This window comes from Streptomyces sp. NPDC059010 (assembly GCF_042740355.1).
In the GTDB taxonomy this organism is placed as follows: domain Bacteria; phylum Actinomycetota; class Actinomycetes; order Streptomycetales; family Streptomycetaceae; genus Streptomyces.
Window position 1 is genome coordinate 244,525 of the sequence record NZ_JBHYJA010000001.1, and the last position, 17,672, is coordinate 262,196.

Annotated in this window: 19 protein-coding genes and 1 pseudogene; 14 read left to right on the forward strand and 6 right to left on the reverse strand. The window is 70.7% G+C overall.

Annotated elements, in window-relative coordinates; translation table 11 throughout:
* Positions 1-146 precede the first annotated feature (146 nt).
* From ACFWYS_RS01265 to glmS, 3 genes are all read left to right on the forward strand, one after another.
* Positions 147-1,175, forward strand: a complete 1,029-nt coding sequence (locus ACFWYS_RS01265; protein WP_384761883.1) for an ATP-binding cassette domain-containing protein — start codon at positions 147-149, stop codon at positions 1,173-1,175.
* Entirely contained in the window at positions 1,172-1,987 is an 816-nt protein-coding gene (locus tag ACFWYS_RS01270; RefSeq protein ID WP_384761885.1) for an ABC transporter permease, read from the forward strand. Before ACFWYS_RS01265 ends, ACFWYS_RS01270 begins: the two co-directional genes overlap by 4 nt.
* 105 nt (positions 1,988-2,092) lie before the next feature.
* Complete coding sequence (gene glmS / locus ACFWYS_RS01275; RefSeq protein WP_384761887.1) at positions 2,093-3,940, forward strand: glutamine--fructose-6-phosphate transaminase (isomerizing); 1,848 nt, start codon at positions 2,093-2,095, stop codon at positions 3,938-3,940.
* On the opposite strand, the gene ACFWYS_RS01280 is transcribed toward glmS, so the two are convergent.
* Together ACFWYS_RS01280 and ACFWYS_RS01285 are read right to left on the reverse strand one after the other, a co-directional pair.
* Complete coding sequence (locus ACFWYS_RS01280; protein ID WP_384761889.1) at positions 3,901-4,113, reverse strand: DUF397 domain-containing protein; 213 nt, start codon at positions 4,111-4,113, stop codon at positions 3,901-3,903. The two genes, glmS and ACFWYS_RS01280, sit on opposite strands and share 40 nt — an antisense overlap.
* Before the next feature lie 8 nt (positions 4,114-4,121).
* On the reverse strand, positions 4,122-4,958 hold the full coding sequence (locus tag ACFWYS_RS01285) for a helix-turn-helix domain-containing protein (RefSeq protein WP_384761891.1): 837 nt from the start codon (positions 4,956-4,958) through the stop codon (positions 4,122-4,124).
* A gap of 199 nt (positions 4,959-5,157) precedes the next feature.
* Here ACFWYS_RS01285 and ACFWYS_RS01290 point away from each other — a divergent pair, with 199 nt between their 5' ends.
* On the forward strand, positions 5,158-5,568 hold the full coding sequence (locus ACFWYS_RS01290; protein ID WP_384761893.1) for an ATP-binding protein: 411 nt from the start codon (positions 5,158-5,160) through the stop codon (positions 5,566-5,568).
* Between the two features lie 80 nt (positions 5,569-5,648).
* Complete coding sequence (locus ACFWYS_RS01295) at positions 5,649-6,593, forward strand: hypothetical protein (protein ID WP_384761895.1); 945 nt, start codon at positions 5,649-5,651, stop codon at positions 6,591-6,593.
* Between the two features lie 10 nt (positions 6,594-6,603).
* Here ACFWYS_RS01295 and ACFWYS_RS01300 read toward each other — a convergent pair whose 3' ends face one another.
* The 3 genes from ACFWYS_RS01300 to ACFWYS_RS01310 form a co-directional block, all read right to left on the reverse strand.
* The gene (locus ACFWYS_RS01300) at positions 6,604-7,785 is read right to left on the reverse strand and encodes an FAD-dependent monooxygenase (RefSeq protein ID WP_384762220.1); all 1,182 of its coding nucleotides are present in this window, start codon (positions 7,783-7,785) and stop codon (positions 6,604-6,606) included.
* Between the two features lie 51 nt (positions 7,786-7,836).
* The gene (locus tag ACFWYS_RS01305; RefSeq protein ID WP_384761897.1) at positions 7,837-9,273 is read right to left on the reverse strand and encodes an NAD(P)H-hydrate dehydratase; all 1,437 of its coding nucleotides are present in this window, start codon (positions 9,271-9,273) and stop codon (positions 7,837-7,839) included.
* A gap of 93 nt (positions 9,274-9,366) precedes the next feature.
* Positions 9,367-9,738 carry a holo-ACP synthase gene (locus ACFWYS_RS01310; protein ID WP_384761899.1) on the reverse strand — a complete coding sequence of 124 codons (372 nt, stop codon included), beginning with the start codon at positions 9,736-9,738 and terminating at the stop codon, positions 9,367-9,369.
* A 99-nt stretch (positions 9,739-9,837) separates the two neighbouring features.
* On the opposite strand from ACFWYS_RS01310, the gene ACFWYS_RS01315 reads away from it, so the two are divergent.
* The 5 genes from ACFWYS_RS01315 (at position 9,838) to ACFWYS_RS01335 (ending at position 14,432) form a co-directional block, all read left to right on the forward strand.
* The gene (locus tag ACFWYS_RS01315) at positions 9,838-10,908 is read left to right on the forward strand and encodes a L,D-transpeptidase family protein (RefSeq protein WP_384761901.1); all 1,071 of its coding nucleotides are present in this window, start codon (positions 9,838-9,840) and stop codon (positions 10,906-10,908) included.
* A 72-nt stretch (positions 10,909-10,980) separates the two neighbouring features.
* On the forward strand, positions 10,981-12,147 hold the full coding sequence (gene alr / locus ACFWYS_RS01320; RefSeq protein ID WP_384761903.1) for an alanine racemase: 1,167 nt from the start codon (positions 10,981-10,983) through the stop codon (positions 12,145-12,147).
* A gap of 201 nt (positions 12,148-12,348) precedes the next feature.
* Entirely contained in the window at positions 12,349-13,590 is a 1,242-nt protein-coding gene (locus ACFWYS_RS01325) for an alpha/beta fold hydrolase (RefSeq protein WP_384761905.1), read from the forward strand.
* Positions 13,556-14,068 carry a tRNA (adenosine(37)-N6)-threonylcarbamoyltransferase complex ATPase subunit type 1 TsaE gene (tsaE, locus tag ACFWYS_RS01330; RefSeq protein ID WP_272112692.1) on the forward strand — a complete coding sequence of 171 codons (513 nt, stop codon included), beginning with the start codon at positions 13,556-13,558 and terminating at the stop codon, positions 14,066-14,068. The genes ACFWYS_RS01325 and tsaE overlap by 35 nt, the downstream gene beginning before the upstream one ends.
* A 175-nt stretch (positions 14,069-14,243) precedes the next feature.
* The gene (locus ACFWYS_RS01335; RefSeq protein ID WP_384761908.1) at positions 14,244-14,432 is read left to right on the forward strand and encodes a hypothetical protein; all 189 of its coding nucleotides are present in this window, start codon (positions 14,244-14,246) and stop codon (positions 14,430-14,432) included.
* 88 nt (positions 14,433-14,520) lie between these two features.
* Here ACFWYS_RS01335 and ACFWYS_RS01340 read toward each other — a convergent pair whose 3' ends face one another.
* On the reverse strand, positions 14,521-15,075 hold the full coding sequence (locus tag ACFWYS_RS01340) for a hypothetical protein (protein ID WP_384761910.1): 555 nt from the start codon (positions 15,073-15,075) through the stop codon (positions 14,521-14,523).
* A gap of 125 nt (positions 15,076-15,200) precedes the next feature.
* Here ACFWYS_RS01340 and tsaB point away from each other — a divergent pair, with 125 nt between their 5' ends.
* From tsaB to ACFWYS_RS01360, 4 genes and pseudogenes are all read left to right on the forward strand, one after another.
* Positions 15,201-15,857, forward strand: a complete 657-nt coding sequence (gene tsaB, locus ACFWYS_RS01345; protein ID WP_384761912.1) for a tRNA (adenosine(37)-N6)-threonylcarbamoyltransferase complex dimerization subunit type 1 TsaB — start codon at positions 15,201-15,203, stop codon at positions 15,855-15,857.
* 26 nt (positions 15,858-15,883) lie between these two features.
* The gene (gene rimI, locus ACFWYS_RS01350; RefSeq protein WP_384762222.1) at positions 15,884-16,381 is read left to right on the forward strand and encodes a ribosomal protein S18-alanine N-acetyltransferase; all 498 of its coding nucleotides are present in this window, start codon (positions 15,884-15,886) and stop codon (positions 16,379-16,381) included.
* Positions 16,374-17,480, forward strand: coding sequence for a tRNA (adenosine(37)-N6)-threonylcarbamoyltransferase complex transferase subunit TsaD (gene tsaD / locus ACFWYS_RS01355; protein WP_384761914.1), 1,107 nt, complete (start codon positions 16,374-16,376; stop codon positions 17,478-17,480). The genes rimI and tsaD overlap by 8 nt, the downstream gene beginning before the upstream one ends.
* Positions 17,477-17,672: pseudogene (locus ACFWYS_RS01360) on the forward strand (hypothetical protein); the annotation flags it as partial. The gene tsaD and the pseudogene ACFWYS_RS01360, both read left to right, overlap by 4 nt.

The window sequence follows — 17,672 nt, forward strand, 5'->3', positions numbered from 1 at the left end:
GGTGGGATCCGTCACGCGGGTCCCGGTCTCGTTCAATTTCGGGAGGAAGCGGGACAAGGCGGGGAATGTCAGTGCTGTGCGTCACAGTTGTCGGAGAGGTGGGCCCGGGCCGGGGCCCGCCGGTCCGAACCCCCGAGGGGTGACCCATGACGTATGCGATAGAGGCGGAAGGTCTGGTCAAACGGTTCAAGGAGACCGAGGCGCTGGCCGGTGTCGATCTCGGGGCCCGCAAGGGCTCGGTGCTCGGACTGCTGGGGCCCAACGGGGCGGGGAAGACGACCGCGGTACGGATCTTCGCGACGCTGCTCCGGCCCGATGCCGGCCGGGCCCGGGTGGCCGGGCACGACGTGGTCCGGGAGGCCGGGGTCGTACGCGCCATGGTGGGGCTGACCGGGCAGTACGCGGCGGTGGACGAGAACCTGACCGGAACGGAGAACCTGCTGCTCATCGGGCGGTTGCTGGGATTGCCGAGGAGGCAGGCCAGGGCTCGGGCGGGTGAGTTGCTGGAGCGGTTTCAGCTGACGGACGCGGCCGGGCGGGCCGTGAAGACCTTCTCCGGCGGTATGCGCAGGAGGCTGGACCTGGCGGCGAGCCTGGTGGGCCGGCCCAGCATCCTCTTCCTCGACGAGCCGACGACCGGCCTCGACCCGCACAGCCGGGGCGAACTGTGGGATCTGCTGCGGGGGCTGGTCGCGGACGGCGCCACGGCGCTGCTGACCACGCAGTATCTGAACGAGGCCGATGTGCTGGCCGACGACATCGTGGTGATCGACAAGGGGCGGGTGATCGCCGAGGGCACTCCGGACCAGTTGAAGTCCCAGGTCGGAGGGCAGGTGCTGGAGCTGCGGCCGGTGCTGGGGGAGGACCTCGCGCGGGCCCATCTGCTGGTGGCGGGGGCCGCCGGTGCGCAGGCCCGGATCGAGGGGGAGATGATCACCGCGCCGGTGAAGGATCCCGAGCTGATGCCGGCGGTCGTACGGGCGCTGGACCGGGAGGGGATCGCGGTGGGGGAGCTCGCGCTGCGGCGTTCGTCGCTCGACGAGGTGTTCCTCGCGCTGACCGGTCACCGTGCCGAGCCCGGGGCGCCGGAGGGCGACGGGGGCGCGGCCGTCCGGGAGGACGAGGGCGACGGCGACGGCGCCAGCGAGCTTCAGAAGGCGGTGAGCCGGTCATGACCGCCGCGGTGACGACCGTTACGGCGCCGGCCACCGCGTCGGGCCGGGTGCGGGCGCTCGACGGGACGCGGCAGACGTTCACGATGGCCTGGCGGAGTCTGGTCGCGGTCAAGCACAACCCGCTGGAACTGGTCGACTACAGCATTACGCCGATCATGTTCGTGTTCCTGTTCACCTATGTGCTGGGCGGGCAGATGGCCGGGTCGCCCGAGGCGTATCTGAAGTACGCGTTGCCCGGGATCATCGTGCAGAACACCCTGTTCATGACGATGTACACGGCCATGGCGCTCAACACCGACCTCACCAAGGGCGTCTTCGACCGGCTGCGCAGCCTGCCGATCGCCCGCTCGGCCCCGCTCATCGGCCGCATCACCGCGGACCTCGCCAAGCATGTCTGGGCCCTGCTGCTGATGATCGGCCTCGGCCTGCTGCTCGGCTTCCGGATCACCGGCGGGCTGGACGGGTTCCTGCTCGGGACGCTGCTGGTGGTGGTGTTCGCGGCGGCGGTCTCGTGGTGCGCGGTGCTGATCGGGATGCTCGCCGGGGACTCGGAGAAGGTGCAGGCCTTCGCCTTCACCATCATCTTCCCGATCACCTTCACCAGCAGCGCGTTCGTCGACGTGAACACCATGCCGGGGTGGTTGCAGGCGTGGAGCGACGTGAATCCGGTGACGCATCTGTCGGACGCGTTCCGGGGGTTGCTGCTGGGCGGGGCCGTGGCCGAGCCGGTGATGTGGTCCTTGGTGTGGGCCGCGGGGATCGCGGTGGTGTTCTATCCGGTGGCCATGCGGGCTTATCGGGCGAAGACCTGACCCCCGGCTCGACCACTCCGAGTGGGCCGAGAATTTCCGAAATCGGGCACGCTGCGGCCGTTCTCGATCGGGTTTTGGGCAAGGTTCGGTCGTAGGCTGCCCCGCATGTGCGGAATCGTGGGATACGTGGGGTCGCAGTCGGCGCTTGAGATCGTGATGGCCGGGCTCAAGCGGCTGGAGTACCGGGGGTATGACTCGGCGGGGGTCTCCGTCCTGGCGGACGGGGGGCTGGCCGGCGCCAAGAAGGCCGGGAAGCTGGGGAATCTGGAGAAGGAGCTCGCGGACCGGCCGCTGCCGAGCGGGAGCACCGGGATCGGGCATACGCGGTGGGCCACGCACGGGGGGCCCACGGACCGCAACGCCCATCCGCATCTCGACAACGCCGGGCGCGTTGCCGTCGTGCACAACGGGATCATCGAGAACTTCGCCGCACTGCGGGCCGAGTTGGCGGAGCGCGGGCATGAGCTGGCCTCCGAGACCGACACCGAGGTGGTCGCGCATCTGCTGGCCGAGGAGTTCTCCGGCTGCGCCGATCTCGCCGAGGCCATGCGGCTTGTCTGCCGTCGGCTGGAGGGGGCGTTCACGCTCGTCGCCGTACATGCCGACGAGCCCGACGTGGTGGTCGGGGCTCGGCGGAACTCGCCGCTCGTGGTGGGCGTTGGGGAGGGTGAGGCCTTTCTCGCCTCGGACGTCGCCGCGTTCATCGACCACACGCGGTCGGCGATCGAGCTGGGGCAGGACCAGGTCGTCGAGCTGCGGCGCGACGGGGTGACGGTCACCGGGTTCGACGGGCGGCCGGCGGATGTGCGGCCGTATCGGATCGACTGGGATGCCGCCGCCGCGGAAAAGGGGGGCTATGACTACTTCATGCTCAAGGAGATCGCGGAGCAGCCCAAAGCTGTCGCCGACACCTTGCTCGGACGTATCGACGCCGGTGGCTCACTGACGCTGGACGAGGTGCGGATCAGCGCCTCCGAGCTGCGGGAGGTCGACAAGGTCGTCATCGTCGCCTGCGGCACCGCCTTCCACGCCGGGTTGATCGCCAAGTACGCCATCGAGCACTGGACCCGGATTCCGTGCGAGGTGGAACTGGCCAGTGAGTTCCGGTACCGGGATCCGATCCTGGGTGCGCGCTCGCTCGTCATCGCCATCTCCCAGTCCGGGGAGACGATGGACACCCTCATGGCGCTACGGCACGCCCGTGAGCAGGGCTCCAAGGTGCTGGCCATCTGCAACACGAACGGGTCGACCATTCCGCGTGAGTCGGATGCGGTGCTTTACACGCATGCTGGGCCGGAGGTCGCGGTTGCGTCCACCAAGGCGTTCCTGACACAGCTCGTGGCCTGCTATCTCGTCGCCCTGTATCTGGGGCAGGTGCGGGGCACCAAGTGGGGGGACGAGATCCATGCCGTGATTCGGGATCTGGCGGATATCGGAGGCGATGTCGAGCGGGTGCTGGAGACCATGGAGCCGGTGCGGGCGCTGGCGCGGTCGCTCGCGCACAAGGGCACGGTGCTCTTCCTCGGGCGGCATGTGGGGTATCCGGTGGCGCTGGAGGGCGCGCTCAAGCTCAAGGAACTCGCCTATATGCACGCCGAGGGCTTTGCCGCGGGCGAGTTGAAGCATGGGCCCATCGCCCTCATCGAGGACGATCTGCCGGTCGTCGTGGTCGTTCCCTCGCCTCGGGGGCGCTCCGTACTGCACGACAAGATCGTCTCCAACATCCAGGAGATCAGGGCGAGGGGTGCGCGGACCATCGTCATCGCGGAGGAGGGGGACGAGGCGGTGGTGCCGTATGCGGATCACCTGATTCGGATTCCGGCCACGCCGACGCTGCTTCAGCCGCTTGTGGCCACGGTGCCGTTGCAGGTGTTCGCTTGTGAGCTGGCCACGGCTCGGGGGAACGAGGTGGATCAGCCTCGGAACTTGGCCAAGTCGGTGACGGTGGAGTAGTCGTTCTTCACGCCGTCGAGGAAGGCTGCGAAGGCTCCGGTCGGGAAGGTGAGGGTTGCCCTGACCGGGGCCTTTGTGTCGCGGACGGCGACGTGGTGGTCCGAGTTCGCGATCTCTACGCAGGCGTTGCCATCGTCAGGGCCTGAGTAGGACGACTTCCGCCAGTTGTCCATCGGGTGTCTCACAGCTCTTTCGCCAGCCGGTTGATGAAGTCACGCGACCGTTCCGGGTCGAGGGACACAGCTTCCACTTTACGGAAGCGCGTTCGAAAGGCGCTGAGCTGGGCTTCGGAGTCGATGAAGGCCGAGCCGTGGGGTACGTCGCGCACGACGGTGTCCAGTTTGGGGAGCGGACCGTCCACGTACGTCATGGTGCTGGCTGCCCTGTTGAAACCGTCCAGGTCGAACGGGATGACACGCACGGTGATGTTGTCGGATTCGGACAGTTCCACGAGTTTGACGAGTTGAGCCTGGGAGGCGGCCCGGTCGCTGACTCTGATGCGCAGGGCGCACTCGTGGATCACCAGCTCATAAGGGGTGGTGGTCTGTTGGCGCCGCATTCGGTGCTGCAGGCGCAACTCAAGTTCCTCGTCGGTGAGTTCGGGCACCCTGGCGGAAAAGACGCTGCGGGCGTAGTCCTCCGTCTGCAGCAAACCCGGAACGTACAGGACCGCTACCTCGCGCATGGATGTGGCGTGGTGTTCCAGTTCCGCGAGGTCCAGGAATGACGTGGGTAGCAGCCCTCGGTACTCCTCCCACCAGCCGCGCGTGCGGTCCGTGGCCATGGCGACCAGGGCGTCAAGGAACTCCTCGTCCGTGCAGGCGTAGTGCGATGCGAGACGGCGAAGTCGTTCCTCGCTCACTCCCGAGAGGCCGGACTCGATGTGGCTGATCTGGACGGCGTTCACGCCGAGCAGTGCTGCCGCTTGGCGCGCGCTGAGTCCGGCCGCATCGCGAAGCCTGCGCAACTCGACCGCCAGGCGCATCTGGCGTGCTGTTGGTTCGCGCCTGGTCGTCATCAACTGCTCCTTGGTGCACCGCGGTTGAAAGCGTGACTCGTTCGGGGTCAGATTACGCGACCGGCTTGCTCGACCGAAACATTATCCCCTACCGTCGGTGATGTAGCGCATACATAGCGGAAGCGCACCGCCCCGTCCTGCCGTGACGGCCGCGGCACTGCCACCGCACAACTCCCTTACACCCGAACGGAGTTCACGCATGCCTGAAACGGAACCCTGGGAGTACACGCTCTACATCCCGAACGACGTCCGATCCGTCACCGTCTCCCGCCGCACCCTCCGCCTCATCCTCACCATGCACGGCCTCATCGGCATCGTGGACACTGCCGAACTTCTCGCGACCGAGCTGGTCGCCAACGCCGTACGCCACACCAAAGGCCCCGCGGCCCTGCGGGTGCGCTGGTCGGCCGGTGTGCTGCGGATCGGGGCGTGGGATGCCGATCCCGAACCGCCTCAGCCGCCGCAGGAGTTGGAGAAGCTCGGGGAGGCGGAGGAGGGGCGGGGGCTGGAGCTGGTGCGGGCGTGTGCCGATCTGTGGGGCTGGCAGCCGCTGACCAGGCATGGAACCCGGAGCAAGTACGTGTGGTGCGAGCTGACTTCGGCGGCGTGAACGTTTGCTCGCTGCTCGAAAGAGTGAACGTATCCCGATCTTCTGGATCTTCGGTCCATCAAGTCATCAAGGTTGCACACATGGTCACATCAGCTCACGAGGGCATGCACCGCATCTTTCAGGAGCGGCCCGAGGTCCTGGCTCCCGTCTTCGGGGTGCTGGGTGTCCCGTTATCCGCGAAGGCGACGGTGGACGCCGTCACCACGGACGTGACGGAAGCCCGGCCGCTGGAACGTCGCGTGGACACCGTGCTGCGCATCGGCCCGTCCGACGGTGAGGACTTTCTGCTTGCAGTCGAGTCACAGTCGGGCAAGGTCGCCGGCAAGGAGTGGAGTTGGGCGTACTACATCGGCTACCTCCAGGCGAAGTACGCACTGCCCGTGCTGCTTCTCGTCGTCTGTCAGGACCGGGCCACGGCCAAGTGGGCGGCCGGTCCCTTCGACTGCGGTACGAGCGGCTGGACGGCTATGCGGACGTATCCGCTGGTCGCCGGGCCGGACAACCTACCGGTGATCACCGACGCCCGGACCGTGGCGAAGAACCTCCCACTGGCCGTGCTCTCCGCCCTGGCACACGCCCGTAGCCGCGACGGCGACGCCATACTGGAGGCCATCAGCAGCGCCCTTCAGGAACTCCTGGAAACCGACCCTGCCACCGCCAAGTACTTCTTCGACTTCCTCGAAGTCACCCTGGGCAATACTCCAGCCGGAGAGAAATGGAAGGCAATCATGTCGACGTTCGTCAGCTACTTCCCCGGTCGGGGGACGGTCCGTGAGACGGCCTACCTGGAAGGCGTGGCCGACGGTGAGGCCAAGGGCAAGGTCGAAGGCAAGGCCGAAGGAATCCTGCTCGTGCTGGAGGTGCGTGGCATCGCTGTGCCGGACAGTGTGCGTGAGCGCGTCACCAGTTGCACTGATCTCGTTCGCATGGATGCCTGGCTGGAGCGTTCCCGTACGGTCGAGCGGGCCGAGGACCTGTTCGCCGAGGATCCGGACCTTCCGGGTGCTGGTTCTGGAGAGGCCTGAGATGCGCCGCTCATAGCTCCTGCTTCTCCTCCAGCACGTCCGTCCTCCACGCCGTCGCCTGAGGCATGAACCTGTGCTCGGCCGCGTGGGCTGACATTCGGGCGTTCCGGGCCTGTGCCTCCGGGCCGTCCGGCAAGTGGAATTCGCTGCCTGCCTGTGCTGAACGGGCCTGCATGCTCGTGGCGCCTGCCAGCCGTCGGCGGACGTAGCGGTCCAGGGCGTCGGGAACGCCGCCCGGAGTCGCGTCCGCCAGGACGTCGCCGAGCACCGCCGCGTCCAGGATCGCCTGGGCCGCGCCCTGCGCCTGGAACGGGACCATCGCGTGGGCGCTGTCGCCGAGGAGGGTCACGCGGCCGACGTTCCAGTGGGTGAGGGGCGTGCGGGTGTAGATGCCGTAGCGGAATACCTGGCCCGCGCGCCGCAGGACCTTCAGGACCCGGGAGTCCCAGCCCGTGAACTGGCGTAGTTGTTCGCCGGGTTCCGCCTGTGCCGTCCATGACTCCTGTGCGGCCGCTTCCGTGCTGAACACGGCCACCACGTTGAGCAGTTCGCCGCGTCGGACCCAGTAGTGGACGAAGTGGCGGTCCGGGCCCAGCCAGGCGGCCAGCGGGGGGAGGTCCAGGTCGGCCACTTCGTCGGCGGGGAGAAGGGCCCGGTAGGCGGCGGTTCCGGAGAACACCGCCTCGTCCTTGCCGAACAGCCACTGGCGGGCCGAGGAGCGGATGCCGTCGGCGGCCACCACCAGGTCCGCCGTCAGGCGCTCGCCGGTCGCCGTCGTCACATGGGCGGAGTCGTCGTCCTGGTCGATTCCTACGACCGTCGTGCCCAGGCGCACCGACTCGGGCGGTACCGCCGCGGCCAGCGCCCGGTGCAGATCGGCTCGGTGGACGACCAGGTACGGCGCCCCGAACTCGTCCGCGGCCTCGCGGCCCAGCGCGTAGCGGCAGATCTCCGATCCGTCCGACCAGGTGCGGAAGCTGACGTGGGCGGGGTGGGCGGCCTGTGCGGCGACCGCGTCCAGGACGCCCAGCCGGCGCAGCACCCGCGTCGCGTTGGGCGCGAGCTGGATTCCGGCGCCGACCTCGGTGAAGCGGGGCGTCTGCTCGACCAGGGTCACGTCGACACCGGCGCGGCGCAGGCTGAGCGTTGCGGCCAGTCCGCCAATGCCCGCTCCTACGACGATTGCCCTCAGGCAACACCGCGGCTGCTGTGACCCCGTGCTCTCCTCGGCCCCGCCCATCGATCAGCCCCGTACATCCCGCCAAGCCCCCGGAATCCCCTCGGCCACGTCATGCGCCCCCACCGGCGCCCCGTCCGCCGCGAATCTCGCCGAGAGGCCGTGGAGATACGCCGCCACGCTCGCGGCGTCCACCGCGCGCAGCCCCGCCGCCAGCAGTGATCCCGCCAACCCCGACAGCACGTCCCCGCTGCCTGCCGTGGCCAGCCATGACGTGCCCGTCGGGTTCACCCGGACCGGGCCCGTGCCCCCGGCGTCGGCCACCAGTGTCGTCGACCCCTTCAACAGCACGGTCGCCGCATAGCGCGCCGCCAGCTCCCGCACCGAAGCCAGCCGGGCCCCCTCGACCTCCTCGCGGGAGACACCGAGCAGCGCCGCCGCCTCCCCGGCGTGCGGGGTCATCAGGGTCGGTGCCGTACGGCCCCGTACCGCCTCCGCGTCCGCCAGCCGCAGCCCGTCCGCGTCGATCAGCACCGGTACGTCCGTCGCCAGCACCTCCGCCACCGTCGCCGCGTCGTCCCCGGCGCCCGGGCCGACGACCCACGCCTGCACGCGGCCCGCCTTCTTCGGCCCCCGGTCCGACACCAGCGTCTCGGGGAACCGGGCGATCACCGCGTCCGCGGCCGGACCGACGTACCGCACGGCCCCGGCGCCGCCCCGCAGCGCCCCGGCCACGGCCAGTACGGCCGCGCCCGGATAGCGGGCCGAACCCGCGGCGATGCCCACGACTCCGCGCCGGTACTTGTCCGTGTCCGCCGCGGGCAATGGCAACAGCCTTGCCACGTCCGCGTGTTGGAGCGCCTCCAGCTCGGTCGCCCCGGACGGCAGCTCCAGGCCGATGTCCACCAGCCGCACCACACCGGCGTACTCCCGCGCCGGATCGATCAGCAGCCCCGGCTTGTGGGTGCCGAAGGTGACCGTGAGGTCGGCCCGCACCGCGGTGCCGCGCACCTCGCCCGTGTCCACGTCCACGCCGCTCGGCAGGTCCACGGCGACCACGGCCGCCCCGGCCCGGTCGGCCGCCTCGGCCAACGGTGCCGCCTCCGGCCGTAGCCCGCCCTTGCCGCCGATGCCGACGATGCCGTCCACCACCAGGTCCGCGCGCTCGATCAGGTCCTCGGCCGCGTCGACGCCGGCCGAGCGGCCGCCCGCCCGGCGCAGCGCCGCGAGGCCGCCGGTGTGCGCCCGCTCCGGTGTCAGCAGCACCGCCGTGACTCCCGCTCCGCGCCTGGCCAGTCGGGCCCCGGCGTACAGGGCGTCGCCGCCGTTGTCGCCGCTGCCGATCAGGAGGACGACGCGGCTGCCGTACACCCGGCCCAGCAGATCCGCGCAGGCGGCGGCGAGTCCGGCCGCCGCCCGCTGCATCAGCGCACCGTCGGGGAGCCGTGCCATCAGCTCCCGCTCGGCCGCCCTTACCGTCTCCACGCCGTACGCAGTCCGCATGCGTTCGAGTCTCCCGTACGAGGCGAGACGCGTCGCCTCCATCGAGGCTTTGCCGTGCCTTTGCCAAACTCGCCGGCCCCCAGCCCTCGTGGCTCAGCCCTCCGCCACCACCACCGCCGACGCCACCCCGGCGTCATGGCTCAGCGACACGTGCCAGGACCGGACGCCCAGTTCGGCCGCCCGCGCCGCCACCGTCCCGGTCACCCGCAGGCGCGGACGGCCGCTGTCCTCGACGTAGACCTCGGCGTCCGTCCAGAGCAGGCCCGCCGGTGCGCCCAGCGACTTGGCTAGGGCCTCCTTCGCCGCGAAACGGGCCGCCAGTGAGGCGACGCCCCGGCGTTCGCCGCTGGGCAGCGTCAACTCGCTCTCCAGGAACAGCCGGTCCGCCAGACCGGGTGTGCGCTCCAGTGCCGCCCCGAACCTGTCGATCTCGGCCACGTCGATACCGACCCCGATGATGCTCATGCCGAGCACCCTATGGGTCCTCAAAAGATGGGTGCTCAAAAGAGTGACCCCGCCGCGCGGCACCTCCCACGCGGCAGGCCCTCACGTTTCCCTGTGGCCATGATCAGCGGACGTATCGCATGTCGGAGCATCGCCGTGCTGCTGGCCGGGGCCGCCCTGCTGCCCGTCGGCAACGCCACGGCGGACCCGGTGGACCCCGTACCCCCGGCTTCCGGGCCGCAGGCCGAGCCCGAGGCCACGGCTTCCGGGACCAAGGCCGAGCCCGAGACCTCGGCTTCCGGGACTCAGAGCGCCCCCGCGGCTTCGGCTTCCAGGCCCCAGGCCGACCCCACCGCCTCGGCTGCCGAGCCGCAGGCGGAGCCCGTACCTCCGGCTTCCGGGTCGCAGGTCGCCGGGCTCGTGCCCGGCCTCCCCCTGAACAACCTGCTTCCGCTCTGGCAGCAGATGGACACGCCCGACCAGGCGCTGCCGCCGAAGGTGTACAAGCCCAGCAGCGAGGAGGACGCCGTCGAGCCCCAGGACCCGCCGGAGGGGGCGTACGACCTCAACGAGGAGGTCGACCCCATCGACGCCCTAGGCGGCGTGAAGTGCAGCGAGGAGACGGGCCCCCGGCAGACGCAGGTCGAGCGGTGGCTGAAGCGGACGGCGGACGGGGAGCAGTCGGCCGGCGACTGCCGGGCCATCCGCAAGTTCCAGAAGAAGCACCGGATCAAGCCCGCCATCGGATACGCCGGGCCTGTGACTTGGGCCACCATGCAGCTCGTCACCGCCCAGAAGAACCCGAACGCCGCCAAGAAGTGCCCGGTGCGTCCCTACCGGGTCGCCTGTGTCGACCTCGACCGGCAGCTGGCCTGGGTGCAGGACAGCAAGGACGTCGTCTTCGGGCCCGTGTTCATCCGGAGCGGGCGGGAGGGGTACGGGACGCGGACCGGCTGGCACGCGGTCTACTGGCGGCACAAGAACCATGTGTCGACGCTGTACAAGAGCCCCATGCCGTACTCCCAGTTCTTCAGCGGGGGCCAGGCCTTCCACGGGATCTACGGCAACATCTTCACCCCCGTCGGATCGATGGGCTGCGTCAACATGACCCTGCACGACGCACGGCAGCTGTGGCGGGTGCTGAAGAAGGGCGACCGGGTGTATTCGTGGGGGCGCAAGGTGGAGGAGTAGGACACCGGAGGGACAGGTCATGGCGCCCGGCGCGGAGGCGTTGTCGGACCCCTCTGAGACACTGGGGGCGCGATGACAGAAACAGCAGCCCTGCGGACCGCGCCCCTGCGAGCCCGCGCCGAGATCGATCTGGCCGCCCTGCGGGCCAATGTGCGGACCCTGCGCGCCCATGCGCGGGGCGCGGCCCTGATGGCCGTCGTGAAGTCGGACGCGTACGGCCACGGGGCGGTCCGGTGTGCCCGAGCGGCCGTCGAGGCGGGCGCCGACTGGCTGGGCACGGCCACGCCCGAGGAGGCCCTCGTCCTGCGGGCCGCCGGGCTGCACGGCGTACGGATCATGTGCTGGCTGTGGACGCCGGGCGGGCCCTGGCGGGAGGCCATCGAGGCCGACCTCGACGTCTCGGTGAGCGGGATGTGGGCCCTGCGCGAGGTCACCGACGCCGCCCGGCAGGCCGGTGCCCCCGCGCGCGTGCAGCTCAAGGCCGACACCGGGCTCGGTCGGGGCGGCTGCCAGCCGGGTGAGGACTGGGCCGAGTTGGTCCGTGCGGCCCTGCTGGCCGAGGCCGAGGGGCTGATCCGGATCACCGGGCTCTGGTCGCACTTCGCCTGCGCCGACGAGCCGGGGCATCCGTCCATCGCCGCCCAGCTCGACCGATTCCGGGAAATGGTCGCGTACGCCGAGGGACAGGGCGCGCGGCCCGAGGTGCGGCACATCGCCAACTCGCCCGCCACGCTCACCCTTCCGGAGAGCCACTTCGACCTGGTGCGCACCGGGATCGCGACCTACGGCATCTCGCCCAGCCCCGAGCTGGGCGGCCCCGCCGACTTCGGGCTGCGGCCGGTGATGACGCTCTCGGCGTCCGTCGCACTGGTCAAGCATGTGCCGGGCGGGCACGGTGTCAGTTACGGGCATCGCTATGTCACCCCGGGCGAGACCACCCTCGGCCTCGTCCCCCTCGGCTACGCCGACGGCATCCCGCGGCACGCCTCCGGCGCCGGGCCCGTCCTGGTCGGCGGCAAGTGGCGGACGGTCGCGGGGCGGATCGCGATGGACCAGTTCGTCGTCGACCTGGGCGGTGACGAGCCCGAGCCGGGCGCGGAGGCCGTACTGTTCGGGCCCGGCGACCGCGGCGAGCCCACCGCCGAGGACTGGGCGCAGGCCGCGGGAACCATCGCGTACGAAATCGTCACCCGGATCGGAACGCGCGTTCCGCGCGTCTATAGGGATGCGGCCATGTGATGCGTCTTCGTGACGCGGCTATGTGACGAGGGCAATGTGATGCGTCCGCCCGGATGCGGTTATGTGAACTGGTAACGAGACGGGTTACCCGTACCGGGCACCGCACCGGACCACCGAACCACGACCGAACCACCACCGAACCACTGGAACACCGGCACCACAGAGCAGCACCCAGCATTACCCAGCGAAGAGGAGCGGTACGTGAGCGAGAGCAGCGCGGAGGCCGTCGCGGCCGTCGCCTCCGCCACGGGGGCGGCCGCGAACTGGCGCAGGGCCACCGGCTTCGCCGGTGCGGCGATAGGCGTGATCGCGGCAGGGGCGGCCGCGGGCGTCGCCATAGAGCGAATGACGGTGGGCCGCGGCATGCGGCAGAAGGCCCGCCTCGCCCTGGACTCGGCCGGACCGTACGGCTCACTGCGCGGCACACCCGGCAAGGCGTACGCCGACGACGGCACCGAGCTGTACTACGAGGTCGACGACATCGACCCCGAGGCCGCTCCCGCCCTCACCCCGCGCCGCCGACGGCTCTTCGGCCGCAAGGCGCCGGCCCCCGTCACCGTCGTCTTCAGCCACGGCTACTGCCTCAACCAGGACTCCTGGCACTTCCAGCGCGCCGCGCTCCGGGGCGTCGTGCGCACCGTGCACTGGGACCAGCGCAGCCACGGCCGGTCCGGGCGGGGCGTCGCGCAGACGCAGGAGGGCACACACGTCGACATCGAGCAGCTCGGGCGCGACCTGAAGGCCGTCATCGACGCGGCCGCGCCCGAGGGGCCGCTCGTGCTGGTCGGGCACTCCATGGGCGGGATGACCGTCATGGCGCTGGCCGACCAGTTCCCGGAGCTGATCGGCGACCGGGTCGTCGCCACCGCCCTCGTCGGTACGTCGTCCGGGAAGCTCGGCGAAGTCAACTTCGGGCTGCCCGTCGCGGGAGTGAACGCGGTGCGGCGCGTGCTGCCGGGCGTGCTCAAGGCGCTGGGGCAGCGGGCCGATCTGGTGGAGCGGGGGCGCCGGGCCACCGCCGACCTGTTCGCGGGGATCATCAAGCGGTACTCGTTCTCGTCCCGGGACGTCGACCCGGCCGTCGCCCGGTTCGCCGAGCGGATGATCGAGGGGACGCCGATCGACGTCGTCGCGGAGTTCTACCCGGCCTTCACCGACCACGACAAGACCGAGGCGCTCGCCCACTTCACCGACATGCCGGTGCTCGTGCTGGCCGGGGTGGGCGACCTCGTCACGCCCAGCGAGCACAGCGAGGCCATCGCCGACCTGCTGCCGGACGCCGAACTGGTGCTCGTGCCGGACGCCGGGCACCTGGTGATGCTGGAGCACCCCGAAGTGGTCACCGACCGGCTGGCCGACCTGCTCACCCGGGCGGGTGCCGTGCCGGCAGGGGCTACCGTAAGTGGCTATGGAAGCACCAGCAGCACCGCACAACGCGGGTGACATCGAGCTCACCGTCACTTCTCCCGACCAGATGCGGGAACTGGGCCGCCGCCTCGCAAAGCTGCTGCGCGCCGGCGACCTCCTGATGCTCAGCGGGGAGCTCGGCGCGGGCAAGACGACGCTGACGCGGGGGCTCGGCGAGGGCATGGGGGTCAGAGGTGCGGTCACGTCGCCGACCTTCGTGATCGCCCGTGTGCATCCCTCCCTCGGGGACGGGCCGCCGCTCGTGCACGTCGACGCGTACCGGCTGTCCGGCGGCCTGGACGAGATGGAGGACCTCGATCTCGACGTCTCGCTGCCCGAGTCGGTGATCGTCGTGGAGTGGGGCGAGGGCAAGGTCGAGGAGCTCACCGAGCAGCGGTTGCAGGTCGTGATCCATCGGGCCGTCGGGGACACGACGGACGAGGTGCGGCATGTGACGGTCACCGGGCTGGGGGAGCGGTGGGCCGCGGTGGATCTCAGCGTGCTGTCCGCGTGAGCGGTGGGGGCTGTCCGGCTGAGCGGCGCGTGCTGTCCGGCTGATCGGCGCCGGTGAACATTCCGACAAGACGTCGGCAAAATGTTGCATTCGTGGTCTTGCGCGTGGTCACATGGTAGCCAGTCCGTGGTTAGGTCTACCTAACTACGTCCGCCCCCGGCCCCAGGAGGCGTCCATGTCGGCATCGGAGAAGTCGGAGACGACGGCTTCGCAGAGCGAGGTTCGCCCGCGGCCGTATGCGCCGGTTGCCGGGGTGTCGATGCGTGATCTGCTGGCTGCCGGTGTGGCCGCGAACGCGATCTCCACTCCGCCGCGTGAGCCGGACGCCGGACTGTCGGTGGAGCGGCACCGCGAGGCGGCGTGAGCGTCGTCGGTTGTTGGTCGGCTGCTGCGCCGTTGTGGCTGGTCGCGCAGTTCCCCGCGCCCCTTGGGGACGCTGCCGAACCGTCTGCTCAAGGGATCACCGCTACCGCTCTGCCGATCGTCGCGAAGTCCCACATCGCGGTGCCGTCTGTTCGGGACTCGCGGATGCCGCCCGTTTTCACCGACGGGTTGGGCGGGAGCGTCGAGCCGTCGACGGCCGCGCTGAAGCCGATGGTGATGCCCTCGACGCTGGTGAAGCGGACCACGTGCTCGACGGGGGCGCCGTCGCTGCCGGTGATCGTGTTGGAGCGGGACGTGACCGCGTAGACGCCCGGCGCCGGGTCGACCGATCCGGGGGTCACGCGGAACGTGCGCTTGACCGTGTCGCCCTCGCCGACCAGCCACACCCGGTCCCCGCCCATCGAGTACACGACCCGTACCCCCGTACCGGATCCGGCGGGCAGCGCGGCCCGCTCCTTGCCGTCACGGGGTTTCTTGGCGGCGCTCACCGCGGGCGAGCCGCTCGTGCGGGGCGCGGACAGGTCGGCCGGGACGGTCGCCGAGGCCTGGTAGCCGAGGAAACCGACCGTCGCGAGGGCCGCCACGGTCAGTGCCGCCACGAATCCGGAGCTGCTGCCTGCCACCCTCGCCACCTCCACGTTCGCGTCATATGTCTAGATCTACGTATTGATCCAGGCCGACCGTAGCAGTCGTCAAGCGCCCGACCGGGGCGGCGCTTCCTGCGCTCCGGGCGCCGTAGGCTGTTTGCGTGCTCTTGCTCGCTCTGGATACCGCCACCCCCGCCGTCACCGTCGCGCTGCACGACGGTACGGACGTCATCGCCTCGTCGAGCCAGGTGGACGCGCGCCGGCACGGCGAGCTGCTGCTGCCGGCCGTCGACCGGGTCCTCGCCGAGGCCGACGTGAAACTCGACGCCGTCACCGGCATCGTCGTAGGCATCGGACCCGGCCCCTACACCGGGCTGCGCGTCGGTCTCATGACCGCCGACACCTTCGGGCTCGTCCTCGGCGTCCCCGTGCACGGCGTGTGCACGCTGGACGGCCTCGCCTACGCCGCCGACATCGCGAAGGGCCCCTTCGTCGTCGCGACCGACGCCCGCCGCAAGGAGGTCTACTGGGCGCGGTACGCCGACTCCCGCACCCGGCTGACCGACCCGGCGGTCGACCGTCCCGCCGACATCGCCGACCAGGTCGCCGGGCTGCCCGCCGTCGGCGCGGGCGCGCTGCTGTACCCCGACACCTTCCCCGGAGCCCATGAGCCCGAGCATGTGTCGGCGGCGGCGCTCGCCGCGCTGGCCGCCGAGCGGCTGGCGGCCGGGGAGGAACTGCCCGCGCCCCGGCCGCTGTATCTGCGCCGGCCCGACGCCCAGGTCCCCAAGAACTACAAGGTGGTCACCCCCAAGTGACACAGGTGACAGCGGTGTTGCGCGAAATGCGCTGGTGGGACATCGACCCCGTGCTGGAGCTGGAGAAGGACCTCTTCCCCGAGGACGCCTGGTCCCGGGGCATGTTCTGGTCCGAACTGGCCCACTCGCGCGGGCCCGAGGCGACCCGGCGCTATCTCGTGGCCGAGGACGGCGGACGGCTCGTGGGCTACGCCGGACTCGCCTCCGCCGGGGACCTGGCCGACATCCAGACCATCGCCGTCTCCCGCGACCACTGGGGGACCGGGCTCGGCGCGAATCTGCTCACCGAACTGCTGCGCGCCGCGACCGACTTCGAGTGCGCCGAGGTGATGCTGGAGTGCCGTGTGGACAACGTCCGCGCGCAGAAGCTCTACGAGCGCTTCGGCTTCGAGGCCATCGGCTTCCGGCGCGGCTACTACCAGCCGGGGAACGTGGACGCCCTGGTGATGCGACTGACCACGAAATCCAACAGCGGCACCGCCGCGGGTTCACCTTCCGTACAAGGAACCGAGACCAATGACTGACTCGCGCGACGTTCCCCTCGTCCTCGGCATCGAGACCTCCTGTGACGAGACCGGCGTCGGCATCGTCCGCGGCACCACGCTGCTCGCCGACGCCGTCGCCTCCAGCGTCGACGAGCACGCCCGCTTCGGCGGCGTCGTGCCGGAAGTCGCCTCACGGGCCCATCTGGAGGCGATGGTCCCGACCATCGACCGCGCGCTGAAGGAAGCGGGGGTGAGCGCGCGGGACCTGGACGGCATCGCGGTGACCGCCGGTCCGGGACTCGCGGGCGCGCTGCTGGTCGGCGTATCGGCGGCGAAGGCGTACGCCTACGCGCTGGGCAAGCCGCTCTACGGCGTCAACCACCTCGCCTCGCACATCTGCGTGGACCAGCTGGAGCACGGGGCGCTGCCGGAGCCGACGATGGCGCTGCTGGTGTCCGGCGGCCACTCGTCGCTGCTGCTGTCGACCGACATCACCTCGGACGTACGGCCGCTCGGCGCGACCATCGACGACGCGGCCGGCGAGGCCTTCGACAAGATCGCCCGGGTGCTGAACCTCGGCTTCCCCGGCGGCCCGGTCATCGACCGCTACGCCCGTGAGGGCGACCCGGACGCCATCGCCTTCCCGCGCGGACTGACGGGCCCGCGCGACCCGGCGTACGACTTCTCCTTCTCGGGGCTGAAGACGGCGGTGGCCCGCTGGATCGAGGCCAAGCGGGCGGCGGGGGAGGAGGTGCCGGTGCGTGATGTGGCGGCCTCCTTCCAGGAGGCGGTCGTGGATGTCCTGACCCGCAAGGCGGTCCGCGCCTGCAAGGACGAGGGCGTCGACCACCTGATGATCGGCGGCGGCGTGGCCGCCAACACCCGGCTGCGGGCGATGGCGCAGGAGCGCTGCGAGGCGGCCGGTATCCGACTGCGGGTGCCGCGGCCGAAGTTGTGCACGGACAACGGCGCGATGGTGGCGGCGCTGGGCGCGGAGATGGTGGCCCGCAACCGGGCCGCGTCCAGCTGGGACCTGTCGGCGGACTCCTCGCTGCCGGTGACCGATCCGCATGTGCCGGGCACCGGCCACTCCCACGACCATGTGCACGAGGTCAGCAAGGAGAACCTCTACTCGTGACGGTCGCGCTGATGTGGGAGGCGCGGGCGGTGCCCGGGCGCGGGGAGGAACTGCTCGCCTGGGCCCGGGCGCAGGAGCTGGCCGTACGGCCGCGGGGGGGGGGGGAGTGGGGCAGCCCAGCACCACGCCCACCACGGAGAGCCACAACGGTGTGGGGAGAGAGTGCAGGCGCGGACCCCCCCGAACCCCCCC

Bases quoted from the DNA above. Each gene is read 5' to 3' on its own strand.
- ACFWYS_RS01265 (WP_384761883.1), top strand. From the start codon at position 147: ATGACGTATGCGATAGAGGCGGAAGGTCTGGTCAAACGGTTCAAGGAG.
- ACFWYS_RS01270 (WP_384761885.1), top strand. From the start codon at position 1,172: ATGACCGCCGCGGTGACGACCGTTACGGCGCCGGCCACCGCGTCGGGC.
- glmS (WP_384761887.1), top strand. From the start codon at position 2,093: ATGTGCGGAATCGTGGGATACGTGGGGTCGCAGTCGGCGCTTGAGATC.
- ACFWYS_RS01280 (WP_384761889.1), bottom strand. From the start codon at position 4,113: ATGGACAACTGGCGGAAGTCGTCCTACTCAGGCCCTGACGATGGCAAC.
- ACFWYS_RS01285 (WP_384761891.1), bottom strand. From the start codon at position 4,958: ATGACGACCAGGCGCGAACCAACAGCACGCCAGATGCGCCTGGCGGTC.
- ACFWYS_RS01290 (WP_384761893.1), top strand. From the start codon at position 5,158: ATGCCTGAAACGGAACCCTGGGAGTACACGCTCTACATCCCGAACGAC.
- ACFWYS_RS01295 (WP_384761895.1), top strand. From the start codon at position 5,649: ATGGTCACATCAGCTCACGAGGGCATGCACCGCATCTTTCAGGAGCGG.
- ACFWYS_RS01305 (WP_384761897.1), bottom strand. From the start codon at position 9,273: ATGCGGACTGCGTACGGCGTGGAGACGGTAAGGGCGGCCGAGCGGGAG.
- ACFWYS_RS01310 (WP_384761899.1), bottom strand. From the start codon at position 9,738: ATGAGCATCATCGGGGTCGGTATCGACGTGGCCGAGATCGACAGGTTC.
- ACFWYS_RS01315 (WP_384761901.1), top strand. From the start codon at position 9,838: ATGATCAGCGGACGTATCGCATGTCGGAGCATCGCCGTGCTGCTGGCC.
- alr (WP_384761903.1), top strand. From the start codon at position 10,981: ATGACAGAAACAGCAGCCCTGCGGACCGCGCCCCTGCGAGCCCGCGCC.
- tsaE (WP_272112692.1), top strand. From the start codon at position 13,556: ATGGAAGCACCAGCAGCACCGCACAACGCGGGTGACATCGAGCTCACC.
- ACFWYS_RS01335 (WP_384761908.1), top strand. From the start codon at position 14,244: ATGTCGGCATCGGAGAAGTCGGAGACGACGGCTTCGCAGAGCGAGGTT.
- rimI (WP_384762222.1), top strand. From the start codon at position 15,884: ATGCGCTGGTGGGACATCGACCCCGTGCTGGAGCTGGAGAAGGACCTC.
- tsaD (WP_384761914.1), top strand. From the start codon at position 16,374: ATGACTGACTCGCGCGACGTTCCCCTCGTCCTCGGCATCGAGACCTCC.